Consider the following 17,615-nt stretch of genomic DNA (forward strand, 5'->3'; position numbering starts at 1 on the left):
GCCATGAAACGGCGTGATTTACTGAAAGGCGGGATGGCAATGTCGGCATTCGCTGCGGCAACACCCCTGCTGGCGCATGACGAGATTATCCCGGACTACCAGTTGCCCGAAGCGTTCATGCCCCGCGAGGTCCGGCTCGAAACGGATTTTGAGCCCAATGAAATCCATGTCGATCCCGGCCAGTTTGCGCTCTACTGGACGTTGCCGAAAAAGAAAGCCCTCAGATACACAGTGGGTATTGGTCGACCTAGGCTCTATGAGGCGGGCGAGTTTTTTGTCGGAGCGAAAAGAGAGTGGCCCTATTGGAGGCCCACTCCCGACATGATCAAGCGCGAACCGAACCGGTACGGGCGGCTTTCGAATGGGCTGCCCGGTGGTCTCAACAACCCGCTGGGCGCACGGGCGCTTTATCTGTTCCAGCCCGGTCGTGGCGACACCTATCTGCGGATTCACGGGACCAATGAACCTTCGACGCTGGCACGCCGCGTATCTAACGGGTGTGCGCGTTTGGTGAATGATCAGGTTATCGATCTGTACAACCGTGTTCCCATGGAAACCCGCGTGGTTCTGCATCCCGTCGCCTGAAGTCGAGCTTTGAAGAACTTCCGAGGTCCAGAGGGACCTCAGCCGAAACAGCTTTGACCGGGCAACTCGGGCCGACGCAACGATAGGCATACCAAAATGATCCCTTTTCCGGACATCTCCCCCGAACTGTTCGCATTCGACGTCTTTGGCTTTGAGGTTGCCCTCAGATGGTATGCCCTGGCCTATATCGTTGGGATCCTTATTGCCTGGCGGTTGGCCAAGGTGGTGTTGGCGCGGCCGCAAATGTGGCGTAATGACCAGCCTGTGATGCAGCCCGACCAGTTCGAAGATCTGGTCACCTACCTGATCCTGGGCATCATCCTCGGTGGCCGGATGGGATATGTCCTGTTCTACAATCCCGGGCAGTTTTCCAACGATCCGCTGGCGATTTTGAAGATCTGGCAAGGCGGGATGTCGTTTCACGGCGGGCTTCTCGGCGTTGCCATCGTGGCCCTGGTCTATGCATTGCGGCAAAAATTGTCGCTACTTTCGACCGGTGATCTGCTGGCGCTGATTACGGCGCCGGGCCTGTTCCTCGGCAGGGTGGCCAATTTCATCAATGCCGAGCTTTGGGGCCGCCCCACCGATTTGCCCTGGAGCGTGGTATTCCCCGGACGGGCGGCGCAGGATTGCGGGCAGCAGATCGGGCAGCTCTGCGCCCGCCACCCATCCCAGCTCTATGAAGCGGCGCTTGAGGGCATTCTGCTCGGCACAGTCATTTTCTGGATTGCGTTTCGAAAGGCCGGGTTCAGAAGGCCCGGATTATTGATGGGTGTCTTTTTTGCCGGCTATGGTCTGGCGAGGTTTACTGTCGAGTTCGTACGCCAGCCGGACGCGCAGTTTGTCAGCGCGGGCAATCCGACCGGGTTTGCCTGGCAGATTGGCGATCTAGGGCTGACACAGGGTCAGGCATTGACGCTTCCGATGATCGCTGTGGGGTTGGTGCTGATCTGGCGCGCCGCTGCGGGCGAAGGCAAGGCATTGGGCAGATCTGCAAACTGAGTGCCAAAGCGCTTCAAGACCGACCCTGTAGACAGGTGATTTCAAGACACCCTATTCGCCTTGGTAACTTGCGAATACCTCGGTCGTGCCATCCTTTTTCATCAAAAGCACATCGTAGGCGTCTCGTTCGCTCTCGGGACCCATTCCGGGCGACCCATAAGGCATGCCGGGCACGGTCAATCCAATCGCATCGGGGCGCTCGGCAAGCAGGCGACGCACATCGGATGCTGGAACGTGGCCTTCAACGAAATACCCCTCGATCGTCGCGGTGTGGCATGAGGCAAGGTCTTCGGAAATTCCGTTTCTGAGTTTGTAACCATAAAGAGCCTCATTTGACGCGTTCTGAACGGTGACATCAAACCCCGAAACACGCATTATCTTGATCCAAGCACCGCAGCATCCGCAATTGGGATCCTTGATCACGTGGAGTGTAGAGTTGCTTTGAGCAATTGCAGGCAGGGTGGATGCAATCAGCGCGGCCGCAGCGCTTTGCAAAACGGCTCTGCGGTTGGGGTTGATTGGTGGCATGGTGTTTTCCTTCGTTTAATGTGCCGAGCTTGCTTGGCCGTTAGAAATCAGTTGCGAGTTTGCTCTTGATATTGAACTGTGGCGCTTTGAACCATGACTTTGCTCAAGTTTCACGGCGAAGTGAATTAAAAGCATGGTATTCGCCAAGGAGTCTTTCTCGGACAAGAATGGCTGGTCGTATGCGCATCAGCTTAGTTATGTGCCGCGGCAATCGGCGTTGCGAGACGGGCATCTTCCAAAGCCTGGAGAACGGCTGCCGCCGAGAGAATTTCCGACAAAACGATCCCGTTCGGGGCACCCGGGCCGTAGACCGCATTAAACGGAATGCCGAAGCGGTTGAAACTTTCCAGGTAGCGCGAAATCGCCTCGTTCGGCCGTGTCCAATCTGCCTGCATTTGTGTGACGTCATCACTTCGCAGAGCATGGAGGACGGGTTCGCGATCGAGAACAAGTGCCTTGTTCGCTTTGCAGGTCAAACACCAGTCGGCGGTGACATCGACAAACACCACCTCGCCACGAGAGACCAGGCGGGCGATTTCAGCGCGATCGAATGCCGTCCATTCCTGAGTTGCGGCGTTTGTCTGGTTGTGGGCAGGTTGCGCCAGCATGGCGGATGCGACGAGCGGCAGGGTCGAAAACACAGCGATGCTCGGCCAGCGCAGCCGGGCTGACAGGCCGCCGCGGGACAGGACCAGGATCAAGGCTGCTGACAGGGCGGCAACCGCAATCGCCGCCCGGGTACCGGCGACCCCTGTGAGAACCCAAAACAGCCAGAGTGCGGTGACAACCAGAAGCAGGCCCAACGCAAGCTTCAATCCGACCATCCAACGGCCGGGCTTAGGCAGGAAGGTCACCAAGCGCGGGGATGCGGCGACAACCAGGTAAGGTGTGGCGAGCCCGAAACCAAGAAATGTGAACACGATCAACAGATCGGTTCCGCGACCGGCGAGCGCGAAGGCGATGGCGGTGCCAAGAAATGGCGCCGAACATGGCGTTGCCATAACCGCGCCAAACAGGCCCGTGAAAAAGTCAGAGGTATACCCATGCCTCCGGCCGGCATTGGAGAGCCGCGTCTGCAGGCCGGATGGCAGAACGATTTCAAACATTCCGAACAGGTTCGCCGAAAACACTGCCAGGACGGTGAACATCAGGGCCAGGAACACGGGGTTTTGAAACTGAAGCCCCCAACCGACCATGACTCCGAAGCGCTGCAGCAGGAAAAGCACGGCGGCAAGCCCCCACATGAACACCATGACGCCTGCAGCGGCCGCAAGAAATCCGCCGCGTACCACCTGTTTGTCACGGCCCTGCTGTTTGAGGGCGGAAGAAAGCTTGATCGACAGGACCGGAAGCACGCAAGGCATGGCGTTGAGGATCATCCCGCCAAGAAACGCAACCAGCGCGATCCAGGCGAGTTGGTCAATGCCGGGGCCAAGCACATTGAGGCGGAAAGGCGGCGCGAGCTGCGTCTCGACCCGTTCGGGGGTCACGGTGAAGGCGCGGCCAGCACCATCGGTAACGGTGATGATCGGAGGCCTGAAGCGCTCCTCGTCAAATGACAACACCGGGAAGCGCGCCCAAAGCAGGGTTCCGCGATCGCCCAGCCGAATGTCAGGTTTGCCAAGAGCGGTGCCGGTTCCGAGTTCAGGGAACACGTCAGGTGCCTGAAATGGCGCAGCGGCCTTTACCGAAATCGTCAATTCCGAAAACCCGTCATCAACATGCGCAATGGCAGATCCCAGCTGTGCGTCCTTCTCTTCGATCGGCACCCGCGCAATAAACTCGCTCAGTCGGCTGGCGCTTTTGTTATCAATCCCGTTTCCCGAGGGAAGGGTCAGCGACAGTTCAAAATTCTGCGGTACACAGACATTCGAGCAGATCAGCAGAGAAACCCTGGCAGAAAGGGAAACGGGTTTGCCCGGCTGCTCCAGTTGAACCTCCAGAGGGAAGACAACCTCATCGCTGTAACCGAAGTTCTCGATCCCGAATGCCGTGAACCGGGTTGGTGCCGGCCAAAGCATTTTGACATTCGCGACGTTCTGCGATCCGCTCCAGTCGATTTCCGGAGGAAGACCAACCTCTCCCGGTGATCGCCAATAGGCCTTCCAGCCCTCACTAAGCACGAGGTCCAAACCCGCAGAAATCGTTACCGCGTCTTTGGCGACCGCATCCTGCACTGTTATCAGCCGGGCGCTCAGGGCGGGATCGGAAAAGGTGTCCGAGTTCTTTGCCAGAGGAGCATCCGGGATGAAGGCACCAAGTCCGAAGCCGATGACCACGGTCGAGATCAGCGTTCTGAGAGTTCGGTTTCTTATCATTTTTCGTCGCGCATCTCGAAGATTGGGTTTTTATTCGGAAGCTTGGAAAGATACCCACTCAACGTCAGCGATGACATAGCCCTGTCGCCCGTTTTCGCAGGAAAAGGCTTGCACGGAGCCGGAAGGAGATCCTTCAATACTACACCCTTCTGGAATGGCAGAAGCGGTGCCTTTCGAAGACACCGCCGGGCCATCCGGTTTGACGCATTGATCAACAGTTGAAGAACAGCCAGTAACTGCGAGCCCCAGCAAGCTTACACAAACGACGCGACAATGGCCGGCCAATTCACACCCCTTGGCGTTGGGATTTTTCCATTTGTTGGTTCGTGAGTAATGGAATCGCCTTTGTCGTCTCTTCGTCCTCCGAAGCCCCATGACAGGGTTTCCCCATCATCTTGTGCATCATGAAATGCGCCCCGACACAAAGCACAAGCGGCAGAAAGACCGCTGATTTGCCCCAAAGCCCACCAATCGTTCCTCCAGCAACAAAGTAGCCGGCAATCGGCAATAGCATAACGGCACAGCACACCATCATGCCGTAGCGCATTATCTTTGAGTGGCCTGACCCGGTTGGGCTGGATTTTTTAGTCATCGAGTCCTCACAACATTTGATCGCACCCCCATTTGCAGGCCTCACATATGGTAAGGTCAAGGTTACATATGGATACAAAAATCACAGCCTTGTCAGGTTGATGTCGAGCAGTCTTCTAGTAGAAAAAATCCGAAGATCTAAACGGATGATCCTACTAATTGGAGGCAAGACATGGGCAGGTTCAGATCAAACCAGATCACCAGACGAACTTTGTTCTTTGGAGCGTCAGCATTCCTTGCCGCTCCCTCGATAGTGCGGGCGCAGGACTCAGAACCTGTGCGCCGCAACATCTCGTCGTTCGCATTGCACGACTGGCGAGACCATTTCGACAGTATGGGCAAGGGAGTAATCGTGTCCGACACAACCACCAAGGTCCTCCAGCATTGGACAACGGACGGGGAGATGCGAGTCTACCCCACGTCGGTGCCTTTAACGGACGAACTGACAAAGCGCGGCTACACCGAAGTTGTCGAAAAGCGAAAAAATCCGGGCTGGGCTCCAACCCCATCCATGCGCGAGCGCAATCCTGAATGGCCCGCATACGTCAAAGGCGGCGATCCGATAAACCCTCTCGGAACACGGGCGCTCTACCTTTCGTGGCAATACTACCGGATCCACGGAACCCAGGACACACGCAAAATCGGACGAAAATCGTCGAACGGATGCATTGGTCTTTTCAACGAGCAAATCGAGGAAGTGTACGAGCGGACGCCGATCGGGACACAAGTCAAGCTTATCTGAAGAAAACTGCCCCAAGACGGGCAAAGGACGGCAAATGAATAAAACTGGTCTGTTCGTTGGAGGGGTCTTGCTCGCGGGTTTGGTCGTGGCAGCGTTGCAGTTTCTGCAACCCGCACCCGCCACTCTGGGTCATTCGATGGTGACACCGGACACAAGCAGGATCGCCCAGGGCGAACCAATCGTTGAGCTTCGCATACCAGCCAATTTGTCTGCTGAAGCGGAGATCGGCAAGCGTGCATTCGAGGCAAAATGCGCGGACTGCCACGGTGAAAATGCGGCAGGCCAGAATGGTGTCGCACCTCCGTTGGTTCACAAGATTTACGAACCAAGCCACCATTCAGACATGGCATTCGTTTTGGCCGCCAAAAACGGTGTACGCGCGCATCACTGGAAGTTCGGAAACATGCCTCCGGTCAAAGGGTTGACCCAAGCCGACGTGAAATACATTGCGCGCTACGTGCGCGAGCTTCAACGGGAGAACGGGATCAACTGATGCATCTCTGGAGAGGAAATCAGGTACGTCTTCTAGTCCGCGTTGTCGTTTTGACTGTGCTTGGTGTTTTTCTGGCGGTTCCTGAAGCGGTGCGCGCGCATCCCGAAGTCGAATTCGCCATTGCCGGGGAGCACGAGAAGTCCCACCGGGGTGCGCATGACGCAGATTTCGCGGAAATTTCTGGTCACTGCCATCCCGGCTTGGACTGTTACGTGACCGCCGTTCTAACGCTGCAACCGAACTTTACAGTCTCAAGTGCCCAAACCCCTTTGCCATTTTCGTTTACCAACCATTCACGCGAAAGCTGGTTGGCTTTGTTTGATCCACCACCTCCAAGAGCTCGGTCCTGATTGCAGATACATCAACTCATACAGATCAAGGACCAACCCGATGAAAAAACTCACCGTAATTACCGCTTTTGTTTTCACTTCGGCAGCGCTCGCAGCCTACGCGCATGGCGGCGCTACTGGAATTGTCAAAGAACGCATGGATGCCATGAGCGCCATGGGAAAAGCCGTTAAAGCGATCACCCCAATGATGCGTGGCGAAATCGAATTCAATGCCGCCACGGTTCGTTCGGTAGCAAAAACGATTGGGAATCACGCGGGCGCTGATCTCACAGAGCTTTTCCCAGAAGGCAGCGGCGGTGCCCCGTCGGAAACCAGGGACGCGGTCTGGACCAACTGGAACGAATTCACTGAATTGGCCGAGCAACTTGAGATCTATGCTGACGGACTGGCGAGAGCAGCCAACAACGGCATGATGGCAGGCGCCCAAAGTGGCATGTCTTCTGGCGCAATGATGGGCGGCAGTTCGATGATGGGCGGCGGCACCATGATGGGCGGTGGAATGATGCAGGGGGCGATGACGGCTGACGACATTGCGGGTATGCCAGTGGATGGTGCCTTCGCAATGGTCAGTCAGGTATGCTCGGCCTGTCATACAAAATTCCGTGCTGAGTCAAAATAAGATGAAGCGGATGATCTTATTTGGTTCCGGCGTATCTCTACTGGGCATCGTTGGGCTTGGAACGCTGGTGATTTGGCCGATAGGCCTGAAACCCAATCCAATCGAGTTGATAGGTGACGTAGATCGCGGCGCCTATCTCGCGCGTGCAAGCGGTTGCATTGCGTGCCACACTGATTTTGAGGGCGGTGGAGCTCCACTTGCGGGTGGTGTGAAGTTGGACACGCCCTTCGGGGCACTCTATTCCGCAAACCTGACTACCGACCCGGAGCATGGCATCGGTGATTGGACAATCGAGGAGTTTGCGCAAGCGGTGCGGCAGGGCATCTCGCCCGAGGGAGAGCCGTACTACCCGGCGTTCACCTATCCGTTTTATGCGAATTTCACAGATCAGGACATTGCAGATCTTTGGGCGGCCTTTCAGACCGTCCCTGCGGTGTCTCAACCGGCCCCAAGTCATCAAATGGCGTTTCCGTTTAATCAACGATGGGGCCTGAAACTGTGGCGCGCGGCATTTCTTGAACCACCTCGGACAGGCCCGATTGAAGGTAACGACCCTGTCTGGAACCGTGGGCGGGAACTTGTCGAAGGAGCGACACATTGCGCGGCCTGCCATACAGGCAGAAACATCCTTGGCGCTCGAAACTCCGATGACGAGCACTTCGCAGGCAACCCATCTCTTCCGGGAGGCAACAAAGCGCCGGCGATCGACCATGAAACGCTTCAGTCTCGTGACTGGACCGTGGATGCGCTCGCATACGCCCTGAAGACGGGAATTACGCCCAGCGGAGACGCCTTCGGTGGTTCAATGGGTGAGGTCGTTCTTCAAGGAACGCAATTCCTGACGGATGCAGATCGACAGGCCATCGCAACGTATTTGATGGATGATCATTCAGGTGGGTGACAAGATTGTGGGCGGTCCCAGACTGCCCGCAAAAACGAAAGGGACGACATGACACAATCACGGCGGGAATTTCTGCAAGCAAGCGGCGCAGTGGGATTACTCGGAGCACTGCCGAATGCGGGATTTGCTGATTCGGAAGAGATGGCCGTGATGGCGGCTCGACCAGCTAGAGTACAGTTGGCGCCGTCAGCGTATCCGCAGACTGAGATATGGGGATATGACGGGCAAATGCCGGGACCTGCGATCCGGGTAAAACAAGGTGAGCGCGTTGCGAGACGGTTTGTCAACGAGCTGCCGCAAGCAAGCTCTGTCCATTGGCATGGGCTTCGGATCGACAATGCTATGGACGGAGTTGCAGGTCTCACCCAAGATGCGGTGGAGCCGGGAAAAAGCTTTGACTACGATTTCGTTGCCCCTGATGCGGGAACTTTCTGGTTTCATGCTCATAATCGCTCTTTTGAACAGGTTGCCAGAGGGCTTTATGGTGCGTTGATTGTCGAAGAACCGGTTGCGGCGGACGTTGACCGTGACGAGGTGCTGATACTTGATGATTGGCTTCTTGACCCGAAAACGGCCCAAATCGATCCGGAATTTGAGGCTCCGCACGATCGCAGTCACGCCGGCCGCCGGGGCAATTACATAGCGACCAATGGAAGGTCGGGTTTCACATTGCCAGTCAAGCGCAACGAGCGACTTCGCTTGCGCTTAATCAACGCGGCGAACGCCCGGATCTTCGAACTGGGCCTTGCTGGGTTGAAAGGTTGGGTGATGGCTTACGACGGTATGCCTTTGGCAAAGCCGGAGTTGGTTGAAGGGGCGTTTTTGCTGTCCCCGGGAGAGCGGGTCGATCTTTTCGTTGATGTTGTTGCCGAGTCCGGAGATATGGCTCATCTCGTCCGAATTGATGACCAGCAGCAGTATTCGCAAACGACTTTCACGGTCGCCGGCGACGCGGCTGCAACGCCGCGCGCTGATCCGGCGCCACTTCCGCCCAACCCGAACATGGAAATAGAGGGTGTTGAAACAGCACGACGGTTTCGCCTGAACATGGAAGGAGGGGCGATGGGTGGCCTGAATGCCGCAGAGCTAAACGGTGAGCGCAATTCCTTTCGCCAACTCGCGCAGGCCAACCAGTTCTGGGCATTTAACGGGGCGGTCGGCATGACCGACGCTCCACTTGCCCGTTTATCGCGTCGAGAAACCGCACGTCTGGAAATTTACAATGACACGTCGTTTCCGCACGCGATACATCTTCATGGCATGCATTTTCGTGAGTTGCTGAAGGATGGTTCGGTAGGGCCTTTGCGGGATACGGTTTTGATGTTTGGCGGTGAAACGCGCGAAATCGCATTTGTCGCGGACAACCCGGGCAAGTGGCTTTTCCACTGCCACATGCTCTCACATGCGGCTTCGGGCATGATGACATGGATCGACGTATCATGAACAAACCAACCATTTTGCTCGGTGCGGCGGCTATCGTCCTCATAGGCGCGACCGGGTGGGTTGTCTCGCAAGAAAGCAGCCCCCAATCCATAACCGCTCCCAACGAACCAGACATCCAAGTTGGACAGGCTTTGTATGGCGAGTATTGCGCGTCATGCCATGGCGATAATCTCGAGGGGCAACAAGACTGGCGCTCACCGGGAGAGGACGGGCGATTGCCCGCCCCTCCGCATGATGAGACCGGGCACACATGGCACCACGCAGATCGAATGCTTTTTGACTACACGAAGCGTGGCGGGAAAGCTGTTTTGGCCGACCAAGGGGTTGAGTTTGACAGCGGCATGCCGGGATTTGGCGATGATCTGGGCGACGAAGAAATCTGGAACATTCTAGCGTTTATCCAATCAACCTGGCCTGAGCGTCAGCGTCAGCTCCAGGCTGAACGAACACGTTTCGATAATGAACGGGGAGGAAACTGAAATGAGATTCAGACAAGGAATTGCGGCGCTTACGCTGGCAATCATGGCACCTTTCACGGCCTATGCCGATGGACTGGATGAAGCGCGCGTACGAGAGCTGGTTCTTGAGACAATCCGCGCAAATCCGCAAATCGTGATGGAGGCGGTCGCCATCCTTGAACAACAGCAGGCAGGCGCCCAAGCATCTGCGCAAGCTGAGGTTCTGATCAACCAAAGGAACCTTTTGGAACAAGACCCCAATGCACCGGTTCTAGGTAATCCGGATGGAGATGTGACGGTTGTTGAGTTCTTCGATTACAATTGTTCTTTCTGCCGCAGGGCCATGCCGCAAGTTCAGGGCCTGCTCGATGGCGACCCGAATGTGCGGCTTGTCTACCGAGAGTGGCCGATCTTGGGGGACGGATCAGTGTTTGCGGCCAAAGCAGCCCTGGCCGCGCGCAACCAGGGCAAATACGAAGAATTCCACTGGGCCATGATGGGGATGAGCGGCCGCGCCGAAGAGGCATCGGTTCTGCGCATCGCGAAAGAGGTGGGTCTTGATATCGGCCAGCTTCGTCGGGACATGGAGGCACCGGAAGTGCAAGAGCACATTGCGTCTTCCATGCGCCTGACACAGGCTCTCGGCTTCAATGGCACGCCGTCATTTGTGATCGGAGACGCCTTGGTGCCGGGTTTCGTCGAGCAATCCGAACTGGAAATCTATGTTTCCGACGCCCGGTCCGACGCGGACGAGTGAACGCGCGGGCATACCGCCTAGGGGTCAGCCCTGAGGCGGTATGCTTTTCAAGCGGTTGCAGGTTCTGACTCGTACCCTGCCTCTGTGATCGCTTGGCTCACATCCGCTTGCGAAAGGGAGGTATCAACGGTCACACGGCGGGTGTCGAGATCGCAGTTAACCGTTGCCGCCGGATCTACATCCTTGACGGCTTTTTCAATTGCGGCCGTGCAATGCCCGCAGCTCATTTCGGGAACACTGAATTCCATGATTGGCTCCTAATCTTGGTGTCTTTTCGGGATATGGGGGCTCCAGTAGGGGGAGGGTCAAGTCAGTTTCAATTTGCTGGGTATATTTCTTTCTCACTCTTGACCTTACAGTAACTGGAACCACTAGATGTAAGGCTGAAAGCCGGAACCGGAGACGACAATGACCAACCCTACAAGCGCAACGCTGTCCATTGAATCGATGACCTGTGCGTCCTGTGTCGGGCGCGTGGATCGCACGCTTCGTTCCCTGGAGGGCGTGGACGATGTTGCGGTTAATTTGGCCAGTGAAACCGCCCGTGTGTCAATCGACACACCGGAACGGCTGCGTGAAATCGCAGGGACACTTGACGAGGCGGGTTATCCAGCGCGGCGCGCCAGTGTAACGCTTAACGTTGCCTCGATGACCTGCGCGTCCTGCGTTGGCCGCGTTGACAAGGCACTTGCCGCTGTGTCCGGCGTTCTCGACGTGAACGTGAACCTGGCATCGGAGACTGCCACTATTTCCTACCTTGAGGGAGCAACGGATGCTGCGGCGCTTGCCACGGCCGCCACACAGGCAGGTTATCCGGCCGAGATTGCCGAGGCGGATGCGTCGTTGGACCGCGCCGCACGCAAGGAAGAAGAGGCTCGTGAAATCGCCCGGCGAACGATCCTGGCGGCTTCTTTGGCACTGCCGGTGTTTCTGCTCGAAATGGGGGCGCATCTTGTTCCAGGCATGCATGAATGGATCGGTCGCACGATCGGTCACCAGACAAGCTGGCTGATTCAGTTCGCCCTGACCACGGCGGTTTTGTTGGGGCCGGGTCGGTTTTTCTATCTCAAGGGCTTTCCTGCGCTTTTGAAGGGTGCGCCTGACATGAACAGCCTTGTCGCGGTCGGTACAGGTGCGGCCTATGTTTATTCGGTGGTTGCGACGTTCCTGCCCGCAGTTCTGCCTGCATCGGTGCGGGCGGTGTATTTTGAGGCGGCGGCGGTCATCGTTGTGCTGATTTTAGTCGGTCGGTATCTGGAGGCGCGGGCAAAAGGACGCACCGGCGCCGCGATACAGAAACTCCTGGGCCTGCAGGCCCGCACGGCGCGGGTTCTTCGGGACGGAAAAACGATTGAACTGGCCATTGAAGAGCTGAGGGTCGGCGATATTGTTCAGGTGCGCCCCGGTGAGCGTATTGCCGTGGACGGCGAAGTCACAGATGGCGAGAGCCATGTCGACGAAAGCATGATCACCGGCGAGCCGGTTCCCGTGGCAAAAGCCCCGGGTGAAGCGGTTACCGGGGGGACGGTCAACGGCGTTGGGAGTATCCAATTTCGCGCCACACGCGTTGGGGCGGACACTACGCTGGCACAGATTATCCGGATGGTAGAAGAGGCACAGGGCGCGAAACTTCCGATTCAGGGGCTCGTGGATCGCATTACCCTCTGGTTCGTTCCTGCAGTCATGGGGGTTGCAGTGTTTACAGTGCTCGTCTGGCTGTTTTTGGGCCCCGACCCGGCGCTTACATTTGCGCTGGTAGCCGGCGTGTCGGTGTTGATCATCGCGTGCCCATGCGCGATGGGGTTAGCCACGCCCACGTCGATCATGGTGGGCACTGGGCGCGCGGCTGAAATGGGCGTTTTGTTTCGCAAGGGGGATGCCCTGCAACAGCTAACCTCGGTCGGGGTTGTGGCGCTCGACAAGACCGGCACTGTTACGCAAGGCCGCCCCGAACTTACCGATGTCATCCTGACAGACGGGTTTCAGCGTACAGCGGTGCTGGCGCAAGTCGCGGCGGTCGAAAAAAAGTCCGAGCATCCGATCGCCCAGGCGATTGTTCGCGCGGCGCGGGTCGAGAGGGCAGATGATGTCAAGGCATCCGGGTTTCAGTCCGTGACCGGCTACGGCGTGAAAGCTGATGTGAACGGTGTCGAAGTGCTGGTCGGAGCCGACAGGTTCATGCTTCGTGAAGGGATTGACCCGGGAACGATCGCAGAAGTCGAAATCGATCTGGCGAAACGTGGACGCACGGCGCTTTATGCTGCAATCGGAGGAAAGATCGCCGCGGTTATCGGGGTTTCCGACCCGGTGAAAGCCAGCAGTCGCGAAGCAATCGAAGCTCTGCACCGTCAAGGCCTGAAAGTCGCGATGATTACCGGTGACAAACAGCAAACAGCCGATGCAATCGCTGCGGAAACCGGGATCGATCATGTCGTGGCGGGCGTTCTGCCGGACGGAAAAGTCGAAGCGCTCGACCGGCTCAGGGCTGATGGTCAGAAAGTCGCCTTCGTAGGCGACGGCATCAACGATGCCCCGGCGCTCGCCCATGCGGATGTGGGAATCGCCATTGGAACCGGAACTGATGTAGCCATCGAATCTGCCGATGTAGTCCTAATGTCGGGGGACCTGCGAGGCGTGGTCAATGCGTTTGAAGTTTCGACGCGCACGATGCGCAACATCCGTCAGAACCTGTTCTGGGCGTTCAGTTACAATACCGCGCTGATCCCGGTGGCCGCAGGCGTTTTGTACCCGGCGTTTGGGCTGCTGCTTTCGCCGGTTCTGGCGGCAGGTGCGATGGCGCTTTCTTCGGTATTTGTTCTGACGAACGCCCTGAGACTGCGCCGCGTCGCACCGCTTCTAGACGAAAATGAGACCCCGGGTCGGGAAGCCGTGCAAGCAGCTCCCGCCCCTGCGGAATAAAGGAGAAAAGCATGAACATTGGAGACGTCGCTCGCCAGTCCGGCCTGCCCGCAAAGACGATCCGGTACTATGAGGACATCAGCCTGGTCAAACCTAAGCGTGAAACGAACGGATATCGGGTATTTAACGATGCCGATGTTCACAAACTGACCTTTCTGGCACGTGCGCGCGCCTTAGGATTCACCATTGAAGATTGCCGGACGCTGCTTGCGCTTTACGAGGACAAGTCCCGCGCCAGTGCAGAGGTCAAGAAAGTCACCGGAAAACATCTCAATGAAATTGAGGCCAAGATCGCCGACCTGCAAGCCATGCACGCCACGCTCACGCGCCTGTCTGAAGAATGTGCCGGTGATCAACGCCCCGACTGTCCAATCCTAGAAGAGTTAAGCGGCAAAGACCGCCGCTCGAACACACATGATGCCAAGCAGTAAGGAATTCAGTTAATGATTACTCGACGCGGTCTGATTACCGGTCTCTGATCCGCCCCACTTGAGTGGTCCAATTTGATTGTTAGTGCATGATCGGCCTTTGGTCCATCTGGATGATGGTTTCGGGGGCCGGTGGGCGATAGCCCAGAGCACTGTGGGGTCGTTTCGTATTGAAGTGTTTCCTCCATTCTTCGATCAGGATTTGAGCCTCGCGCAGACTGTAGAAGATCTCGCCGTTCAAGAACTCGTCTCGGAACCGAGCGTTGAAGCTTTCACAATATCCATTCTCCCAAGGGCTGCCCGGTTCAATGTAGGCCGTCTTTGCGCCGACAGCCTTGATCCAGTCCTGGACGGCCTGAGCAACGAACTCAGGGGTGATGTCAGAAGAAACCAACTTGAGGCGGGCAGGGCGGTCACATAGCGTCGAGGGATGACAAAACGCTCCCCTTTTCGCTATTTCAAAACCAGCCCAGAGATCATCCGGCTGGCGGTAATGATGTACGTCCGATTTCCGCTTTCGCTGCGGAACGTGGAAGATCTCCTTCACGAGCGGGGTATCGACGTCAGCCACGAAACCATCCGGTTTTGGTGGAACAGATTTGGCCCGCTGTTCGCATCTGAGATACGTAAGCGCCGAGTTTATCAAATGCGATCTCACTCCAACTGGCGATGGCATCTGGATGAGGTTTTCGTGAAGATCAACGGTGAGCAACACTATCTATGGCGGGCTGTCGATCATGAAGGTGAGGTGCTGGAAAGCTATGTCACGAAGCGCCGAGATCGTGCCGCAGCCTATAAATTCTTGAGAAAAGCGATGAAACGCTACGGCCATCCCGAGGTCGTAGTCACTGACAAGTTACGTTCATATGGCGCTGCGATGAAAGTTATCGGGAATGCGTCCAGGCAGGAAACGGGACGCTGGAAGAACAACCGAGCCGAGAATTCCCATTTGCCGTTTCGACGACGAGAACGCGCGATGCACCGTTTTCGCCGGATGCGAAGTTTACAGAAATTTGTCTCCATTCACGCATCCGTTTTCAACCACTTCAATCAGGAGCGCAGTCTTTCAAAACGAGATCATTTCAAGCTGAACCGCGCCGCCGCTCTTGCCGAGTGGCGGATTCTCTGCGCGACATAAAGGTTAGAGCTACTGGCCCAGTAGAGACGAGTTCGAATTGGTCTGACACCACCCTGGGGGCTGTTTCCCGGCGACGTCGCCTACGTCTGGCATGGCGCCTTGCATGCAGCCACAGTCGCCGAAAGCCTCGAAGTCGCAGGCTTCAGCATCCGGTCGCAGATCATCTGGGCCAAAGAACGGTTGGTTCTGAGCCGTGGAGATTATCACTGGCAGCATGAACCGGCCTGGTACGCTGTCAAAAAGACCGGCAAAGGCCATTGGGCGGGGGATCGCAAGCAGACAACGCTCTGGCAGATTGCCAACAAGGATCAGGACGAAAAAACAGTCCACGGGACGCAGAAGCCGGTCGAGTGCATGCGACGGCCTATCCTAAACAACTCGAGCCCCGGGCAGGCGGTCTATGAACCGGAGGGTGCCAACTGAATGAGCAGCATTTCATACTTGCAACCACGCCGTAACGCTACTGTAAACATGGGCACGACGGTGTTCGCGCGTCATGATCTCGGGGGTGGATCGAGCGGCTGCCCGGCTGGTAAGGTTGGTGCAATCAGGCGGTTCAAACGGATCGCTTCGGTTCTGGGGGAACGCCTGTCTCAGTCGCGCGCTGTCCCTAGCGTCTTTGGCCTTCCCTGAGAGGGGTGCCAAAATGTGTACGTTGCGCCATCACGTTGACTTGCAATATTTTTTAATGGCCTTGACGAAACTCGGCAAGATGAATCCGACGTTATCAATCCTTGTGTTGGCTCGGAAATTCACGCTGCGTCACGAGTATACGATGTGACAATCCCACCAAGTTGGCGTCTGCGCCGGATCGGGCCGTCCCGGACGGGCCGGAAATCGACTTGCAGAACGTTGTTGCCGATGTCTCGTCCGCGATGCGGGCGCTCGACATTGTAGTGTCGCACCCAGGTCCGCACGATGTAGTCGAGTTGGGATCGGCTGAAGCAGACGAAGAAATCTAGGCATTCGCGCTTGATGGTGCCAATGAATGATTCTGCGAAGGCGTTTGCGTCCGGCGCCCTGTGTGGGATTTGGAGGACACGAGTTGCCTCTGATGTCCAAATAGTGTCGAAGTTGGCGCTGAACTTGGTGTCGGCGTCGCGGATCAGGAACTCCGGTGTGATACCTTGTTTTTCGCACCACATCAGAGTGTTGCGGGCCTGCTGAGTCACCCAAGCCGTGTCCGGGTTATAAGTCGGTGCGCTGCAGAAGACGCGGCGGCTGCCAAGATGGATGAACATCAGCACATAAGCCGTCCTTGGCCCGCGTAGCGTGAACACGGTCTTCGAGAAGAAGTCGCAGGCGACCATGGTTTCCATATGCGCGCGGATGAATGTGGTCCAGGGCAGGGCGGGCTTCTTCTTGCGCTTTTCCGGGCTTGGGTGAATGCCGGCGTCGTTCAGGATGCGTTTGACGGAATTGGCGCCGGCATACAGCCCGAGCTTTTTCAGCTCGCCCGCGATCCGCTTGTAACCCCAGAGGCGATTTTCAGATCCGATGCGGATGACAATATCGCGCAGCTCTTGCGTGAGGCGTGGCCGTCCTACGGCTTTGAAAGGACGGCCCACGCGCATCTGGGCGAGCCAGCGCTTGTAGGTCGCGGGCTTGGCCACTTCCATCAGCCCGTCGACCTCATGCCCACACTCTTCCCCGATGCGCAGCAGCTCAGCCTTCTCGGCGGGCGACAGGATGATCCTTTGCGTCGGGATGCGGGCTCGTAAGATCTCGATCTGGGCCTTCAGCAGTCTCAGTTGTGCGTTGTGCCGCGGCAGGAAGAACTGGCTCAGGAAAACCAGAAGGAGAGATAAGATCGAATGCATCTTGCCGGGCTCTACTGTGGTGTTTAAAAAATGCCGCTATGTCAAGTTGATGGGGCTTTCATACATTTTGGCACCCCTCTCAGGGAAGCCCAAAATGTTGGGGCCGGCTGATGGCCGCCATCAAGCCGGGGCAGGGGGCCTGTCTAAGTCTTTGCCCGCACGTGTTGCCGCGAGATTTCGACATTGCGACCCGCAGAGCCGCAATGGATTCGGGCTTCCCCTCAGAATTTTGTAGAGAGGTTCGTTGCCAGACCGTTTCGAGGCATGTGACACAGGTTCACGATTTGGAGGCAATGATTTAAATGGGTTAGAGCGAGAGAGAGTTGGGTGCCAGGTTGGCTCCCTCCGGCGGATCAAAACCGGGCGCGTATCGATCTTGGCTTCAACCTCGTCAATGGCGCCAATACCCTGCGGTTTGAGGTGTTCCATGATGGGATCGCAGCCTCGGATTATGAAAACACCGGGGTGGAAATCCAATTCAGCCGCTCGTTCTGAGCAGTTTGATGATGAACTTAAAAAGGGG

Annotated in this window: 18 protein-coding genes and 2 pseudogenes; 14 read left to right on the forward strand and 6 right to left on the reverse strand. The window is 56.9% G+C overall.

Going from position 1 to position 17,615, the window contains the following annotated elements; genetic code table 11:
* Positions 1-3: 3 nt before the first annotated feature.
* The gene (locus TL5118_RS05725) at positions 4-585 is read left to right on the forward strand and encodes a L,D-transpeptidase (protein WP_058243005.1); all 582 of its coding nucleotides are present in this window, start codon (positions 4-6) and stop codon (positions 583-585) included.
* 96 nt (positions 586-681) lie between these two features.
* On the forward strand, positions 682-1,587 hold the full coding sequence (lgt, locus tag TL5118_RS05730; RefSeq protein WP_058243004.1) for a prolipoprotein diacylglyceryl transferase: 906 nt from the start codon (positions 682-684) through the stop codon (positions 1,585-1,587).
* 51 nt (positions 1,588-1,638) lie between these two features.
* Here the strand turns inward: lgt and TL5118_RS05735 are convergent, their stop codons facing one another.
* From TL5118_RS05735 to TL5118_RS05745, 3 genes are all read right to left on the reverse strand, one after another.
* Positions 1,639-2,115, reverse strand: coding sequence for a DUF411 domain-containing protein (locus TL5118_RS05735; protein ID WP_058243003.1), 477 nt, complete (start codon positions 2,113-2,115; stop codon positions 1,639-1,641).
* Positions 2,116-2,306: 191 nt separating this feature from the next.
* Complete coding sequence (locus TL5118_RS05740; RefSeq protein WP_242601735.1) at positions 2,307-4,394, reverse strand: protein-disulfide reductase DsbD family protein; 2,088 nt, start codon at positions 4,392-4,394, stop codon at positions 2,307-2,309.
* Between the two features lie 325 nt (positions 4,395-4,719).
* On the reverse strand, positions 4,720-5,025 hold the full coding sequence (locus TL5118_RS05745) for a DUF2933 domain-containing protein (protein ID WP_058243001.1): 306 nt from the start codon (positions 5,023-5,025) through the stop codon (positions 4,720-4,722).
* Between the two features lie 171 nt (positions 5,026-5,196).
* Here TL5118_RS05745 and TL5118_RS05750 point away from each other — a divergent pair, with 171 nt between their 5' ends.
* From TL5118_RS05750 to TL5118_RS05780, 7 genes are all read left to right on the forward strand, one after another.
* Positions 5,197-5,766, forward strand: a complete 570-nt coding sequence (locus TL5118_RS05750) for a L,D-transpeptidase (protein WP_058243000.1) — start codon at positions 5,197-5,199, stop codon at positions 5,764-5,766.
* A 34-nt stretch (positions 5,767-5,800) separates the two neighbouring features.
* Positions 5,801-6,259, forward strand: a complete 459-nt coding sequence (locus TL5118_RS05755) for a c-type cytochrome (protein WP_058242999.1) — start codon at positions 5,801-5,803, stop codon at positions 6,257-6,259.
* 390 nt (positions 6,260-6,649) lie between these two features.
* Positions 6,650-7,228 (forward strand): c-type cytochrome, encoded by a 579-nt coding sequence (locus TL5118_RS05760; RefSeq protein ID WP_058242998.1) that lies wholly within the window; start codon positions 6,650-6,652, stop codon positions 7,226-7,228.
* A gap of 1 nt (position 7,229) precedes the next feature.
* Positions 7,230-8,129, forward strand: coding sequence for a c-type cytochrome (locus tag TL5118_RS05765; protein WP_058242997.1), 900 nt, complete (start codon positions 7,230-7,232; stop codon positions 8,127-8,129).
* A gap of 48 nt (positions 8,130-8,177) precedes the next feature.
* Positions 8,178-9,572: a multicopper oxidase family protein gene (locus tag TL5118_RS05770; RefSeq protein WP_058242996.1), complete on the forward strand. Its 1,395-nt coding sequence runs from the start codon at positions 8,178-8,180 to the stop codon at positions 9,570-9,572.
* Entirely contained in the window at positions 9,569-10,051 is a 483-nt protein-coding gene (locus TL5118_RS05775; protein ID WP_106404186.1) for a c-type cytochrome, read from the forward strand. The genes TL5118_RS05770 and TL5118_RS05775 overlap by 4 nt, the downstream gene beginning before the upstream one ends.
* A gap of 1 nt (position 10,052) precedes the next feature.
* Positions 10,053-10,787, forward strand: coding sequence for a DsbA family protein (locus tag TL5118_RS05780; protein WP_058242994.1), 735 nt, complete (start codon positions 10,053-10,055; stop codon positions 10,785-10,787).
* Positions 10,788-10,834: 47 nt separating this feature from the next.
* Here the strand turns inward: TL5118_RS05780 and TL5118_RS05785 are convergent, their stop codons facing one another.
* Positions 10,835-11,035 (reverse strand): heavy-metal-associated domain-containing protein, encoded by a 201-nt coding sequence (locus TL5118_RS05785; RefSeq protein ID WP_058242993.1) that lies wholly within the window; start codon positions 11,033-11,035, stop codon positions 10,835-10,837.
* Between the two features lie 160 nt (positions 11,036-11,195).
* Here TL5118_RS05785 and TL5118_RS05790 point away from each other — a divergent pair, with 160 nt between their 5' ends.
* Both TL5118_RS05790 and cueR read left to right on the forward strand, forming a co-directional pair.
* Positions 11,196-13,706, forward strand: coding sequence for a heavy metal translocating P-type ATPase (locus TL5118_RS05790; RefSeq protein WP_058242992.1), 2,511 nt, complete (start codon positions 11,196-11,198; stop codon positions 13,704-13,706).
* Positions 13,707-13,717: 11 nt separating this feature from the next.
* Complete coding sequence (gene cueR / locus TL5118_RS05795) at positions 13,718-14,137, forward strand: Cu(I)-responsive transcriptional regulator (protein ID WP_058242991.1); 420 nt, start codon at positions 13,718-13,720, stop codon at positions 14,135-14,137.
* A gap of 79 nt (positions 14,138-14,216) precedes the next feature.
* Here the strand turns inward: cueR and TL5118_RS05800 are convergent.
* Positions 14,217-14,525: pseudogene (locus tag TL5118_RS05800) on the reverse strand (integrase core domain-containing protein); the annotation flags it as partial.
* A 39-nt stretch (positions 14,526-14,564) separates the two neighbouring features.
* Here TL5118_RS05800 and TL5118_RS05805 point away from each other — a divergent pair.
* Together TL5118_RS05805 and TL5118_RS05810 are read left to right on the forward strand one after the other, a co-directional pair.
* Positions 14,565-15,272 (forward strand): IS6 family transposase, encoded by a 708-nt coding sequence (locus TL5118_RS05805; RefSeq protein WP_058242990.1) that lies wholly within the window; start codon positions 14,565-14,567, stop codon positions 15,270-15,272.
* Between the two features lie 54 nt (positions 15,273-15,326).
* Positions 15,327-15,680 (forward strand): annotated as a pseudogene (locus TL5118_RS05810) (DNA methylase); the annotation flags it as partial.
* A gap of 344 nt (positions 15,681-16,024) precedes the next feature.
* Here TL5118_RS05810 and TL5118_RS05815 read toward each other — a convergent pair.
* Positions 16,025-17,092 (reverse strand): integrase core domain-containing protein, encoded by a 1,068-nt coding sequence (locus tag TL5118_RS05815; RefSeq protein WP_058242988.1) that lies wholly within the window; start codon positions 17,090-17,092, stop codon positions 16,025-16,027.
* Positions 17,093-17,419: 327 nt separating this feature from the next.
* On the opposite strand from TL5118_RS05815, the gene TL5118_RS21335 reads away from it, so the two are divergent.
* Positions 17,420-17,587, forward strand: a complete 168-nt coding sequence (locus tag TL5118_RS21335) for a hypothetical protein (protein ID WP_165590022.1) — start codon at positions 17,420-17,422, stop codon at positions 17,585-17,587.
* Positions 17,588-17,615: the final 28 nt, after the last annotated feature.

Origin of the sequence: Thalassovita autumnalis (assembly GCF_001458255.1) — a bacterium.
In the GTDB taxonomy this organism is placed as follows: Bacteria; Pseudomonadota; Alphaproteobacteria; order Rhodobacterales; family Rhodobacteraceae; genus Thalassobius; species Thalassobius autumnalis.

Excerpts from the sequence above, each read along its gene's own strand:
- cueR (WP_058242991.1), top strand. The coding sequence starts at position 13,718 with ATGAACATTGGAGACGTCGCTCGCCAGTCCGGCCTGCCCGCAAAGACG.
- lgt (WP_058243004.1), top strand. The coding sequence starts at position 682 with ATGATCCCTTTTCCGGACATCTCCCCCGAACTGTTCGCATTCGACGTC.
- TL5118_RS05790 (WP_058242992.1), top strand. The coding sequence starts at position 11,196 with ATGACCAACCCTACAAGCGCAACGCTGTCCATTGAATCGATGACCTGT.
- TL5118_RS05765 (WP_058242997.1), top strand. The coding sequence starts at position 7,230 with ATGAAGCGGATGATCTTATTTGGTTCCGGCGTATCTCTACTGGGCATC.
- TL5118_RS05805 (WP_058242990.1), top strand. The coding sequence starts at position 14,565 with ATGACAAAACGCTCCCCTTTTCGCTATTTCAAAACCAGCCCAGAGATC.
- TL5118_RS05760 (WP_058242998.1), top strand. The coding sequence starts at position 6,650 with ATGAAAAAACTCACCGTAATTACCGCTTTTGTTTTCACTTCGGCAGCG.
- TL5118_RS05725 (WP_058243005.1), top strand. The coding sequence starts at position 4 with ATGAAACGGCGTGATTTACTGAAAGGCGGGATGGCAATGTCGGCATTC.
- TL5118_RS05745 (WP_058243001.1), bottom strand. The coding sequence starts at position 5,025 with ATGACTAAAAAATCCAGCCCAACCGGGTCAGGCCACTCAAAGATAATG.
- TL5118_RS05755 (WP_058242999.1), top strand. The coding sequence starts at position 5,801 with ATGAATAAAACTGGTCTGTTCGTTGGAGGGGTCTTGCTCGCGGGTTTG.
- TL5118_RS05750 (WP_058243000.1), top strand. The coding sequence starts at position 5,197 with ATGGGCAGGTTCAGATCAAACCAGATCACCAGACGAACTTTGTTCTTT.
- TL5118_RS05770 (WP_058242996.1), top strand. The coding sequence starts at position 8,178 with ATGACACAATCACGGCGGGAATTTCTGCAAGCAAGCGGCGCAGTGGGA.
- TL5118_RS05815 (WP_058242988.1), bottom strand. The coding sequence starts at position 17,092 with ATGCATTCGATCTTATCTCTCCTTCTGGTTTTCCTGAGCCAGTTCTTC.
- TL5118_RS05785 (WP_058242993.1), bottom strand. The coding sequence starts at position 11,035 with ATGGAATTCAGTGTTCCCGAAATGAGCTGCGGGCATTGCACGGCCGCA.
- TL5118_RS05735 (WP_058243003.1), bottom strand. The coding sequence starts at position 2,115 with ATGCCACCAATCAACCCCAACCGCAGAGCCGTTTTGCAAAGCGCTGCG.
- TL5118_RS05780 (WP_058242994.1), top strand. The coding sequence starts at position 10,053 with ATGAGATTCAGACAAGGAATTGCGGCGCTTACGCTGGCAATCATGGCA.
- TL5118_RS05775 (WP_106404186.1), top strand. The coding sequence starts at position 9,569 with ATGAACAAACCAACCATTTTGCTCGGTGCGGCGGCTATCGTCCTCATA.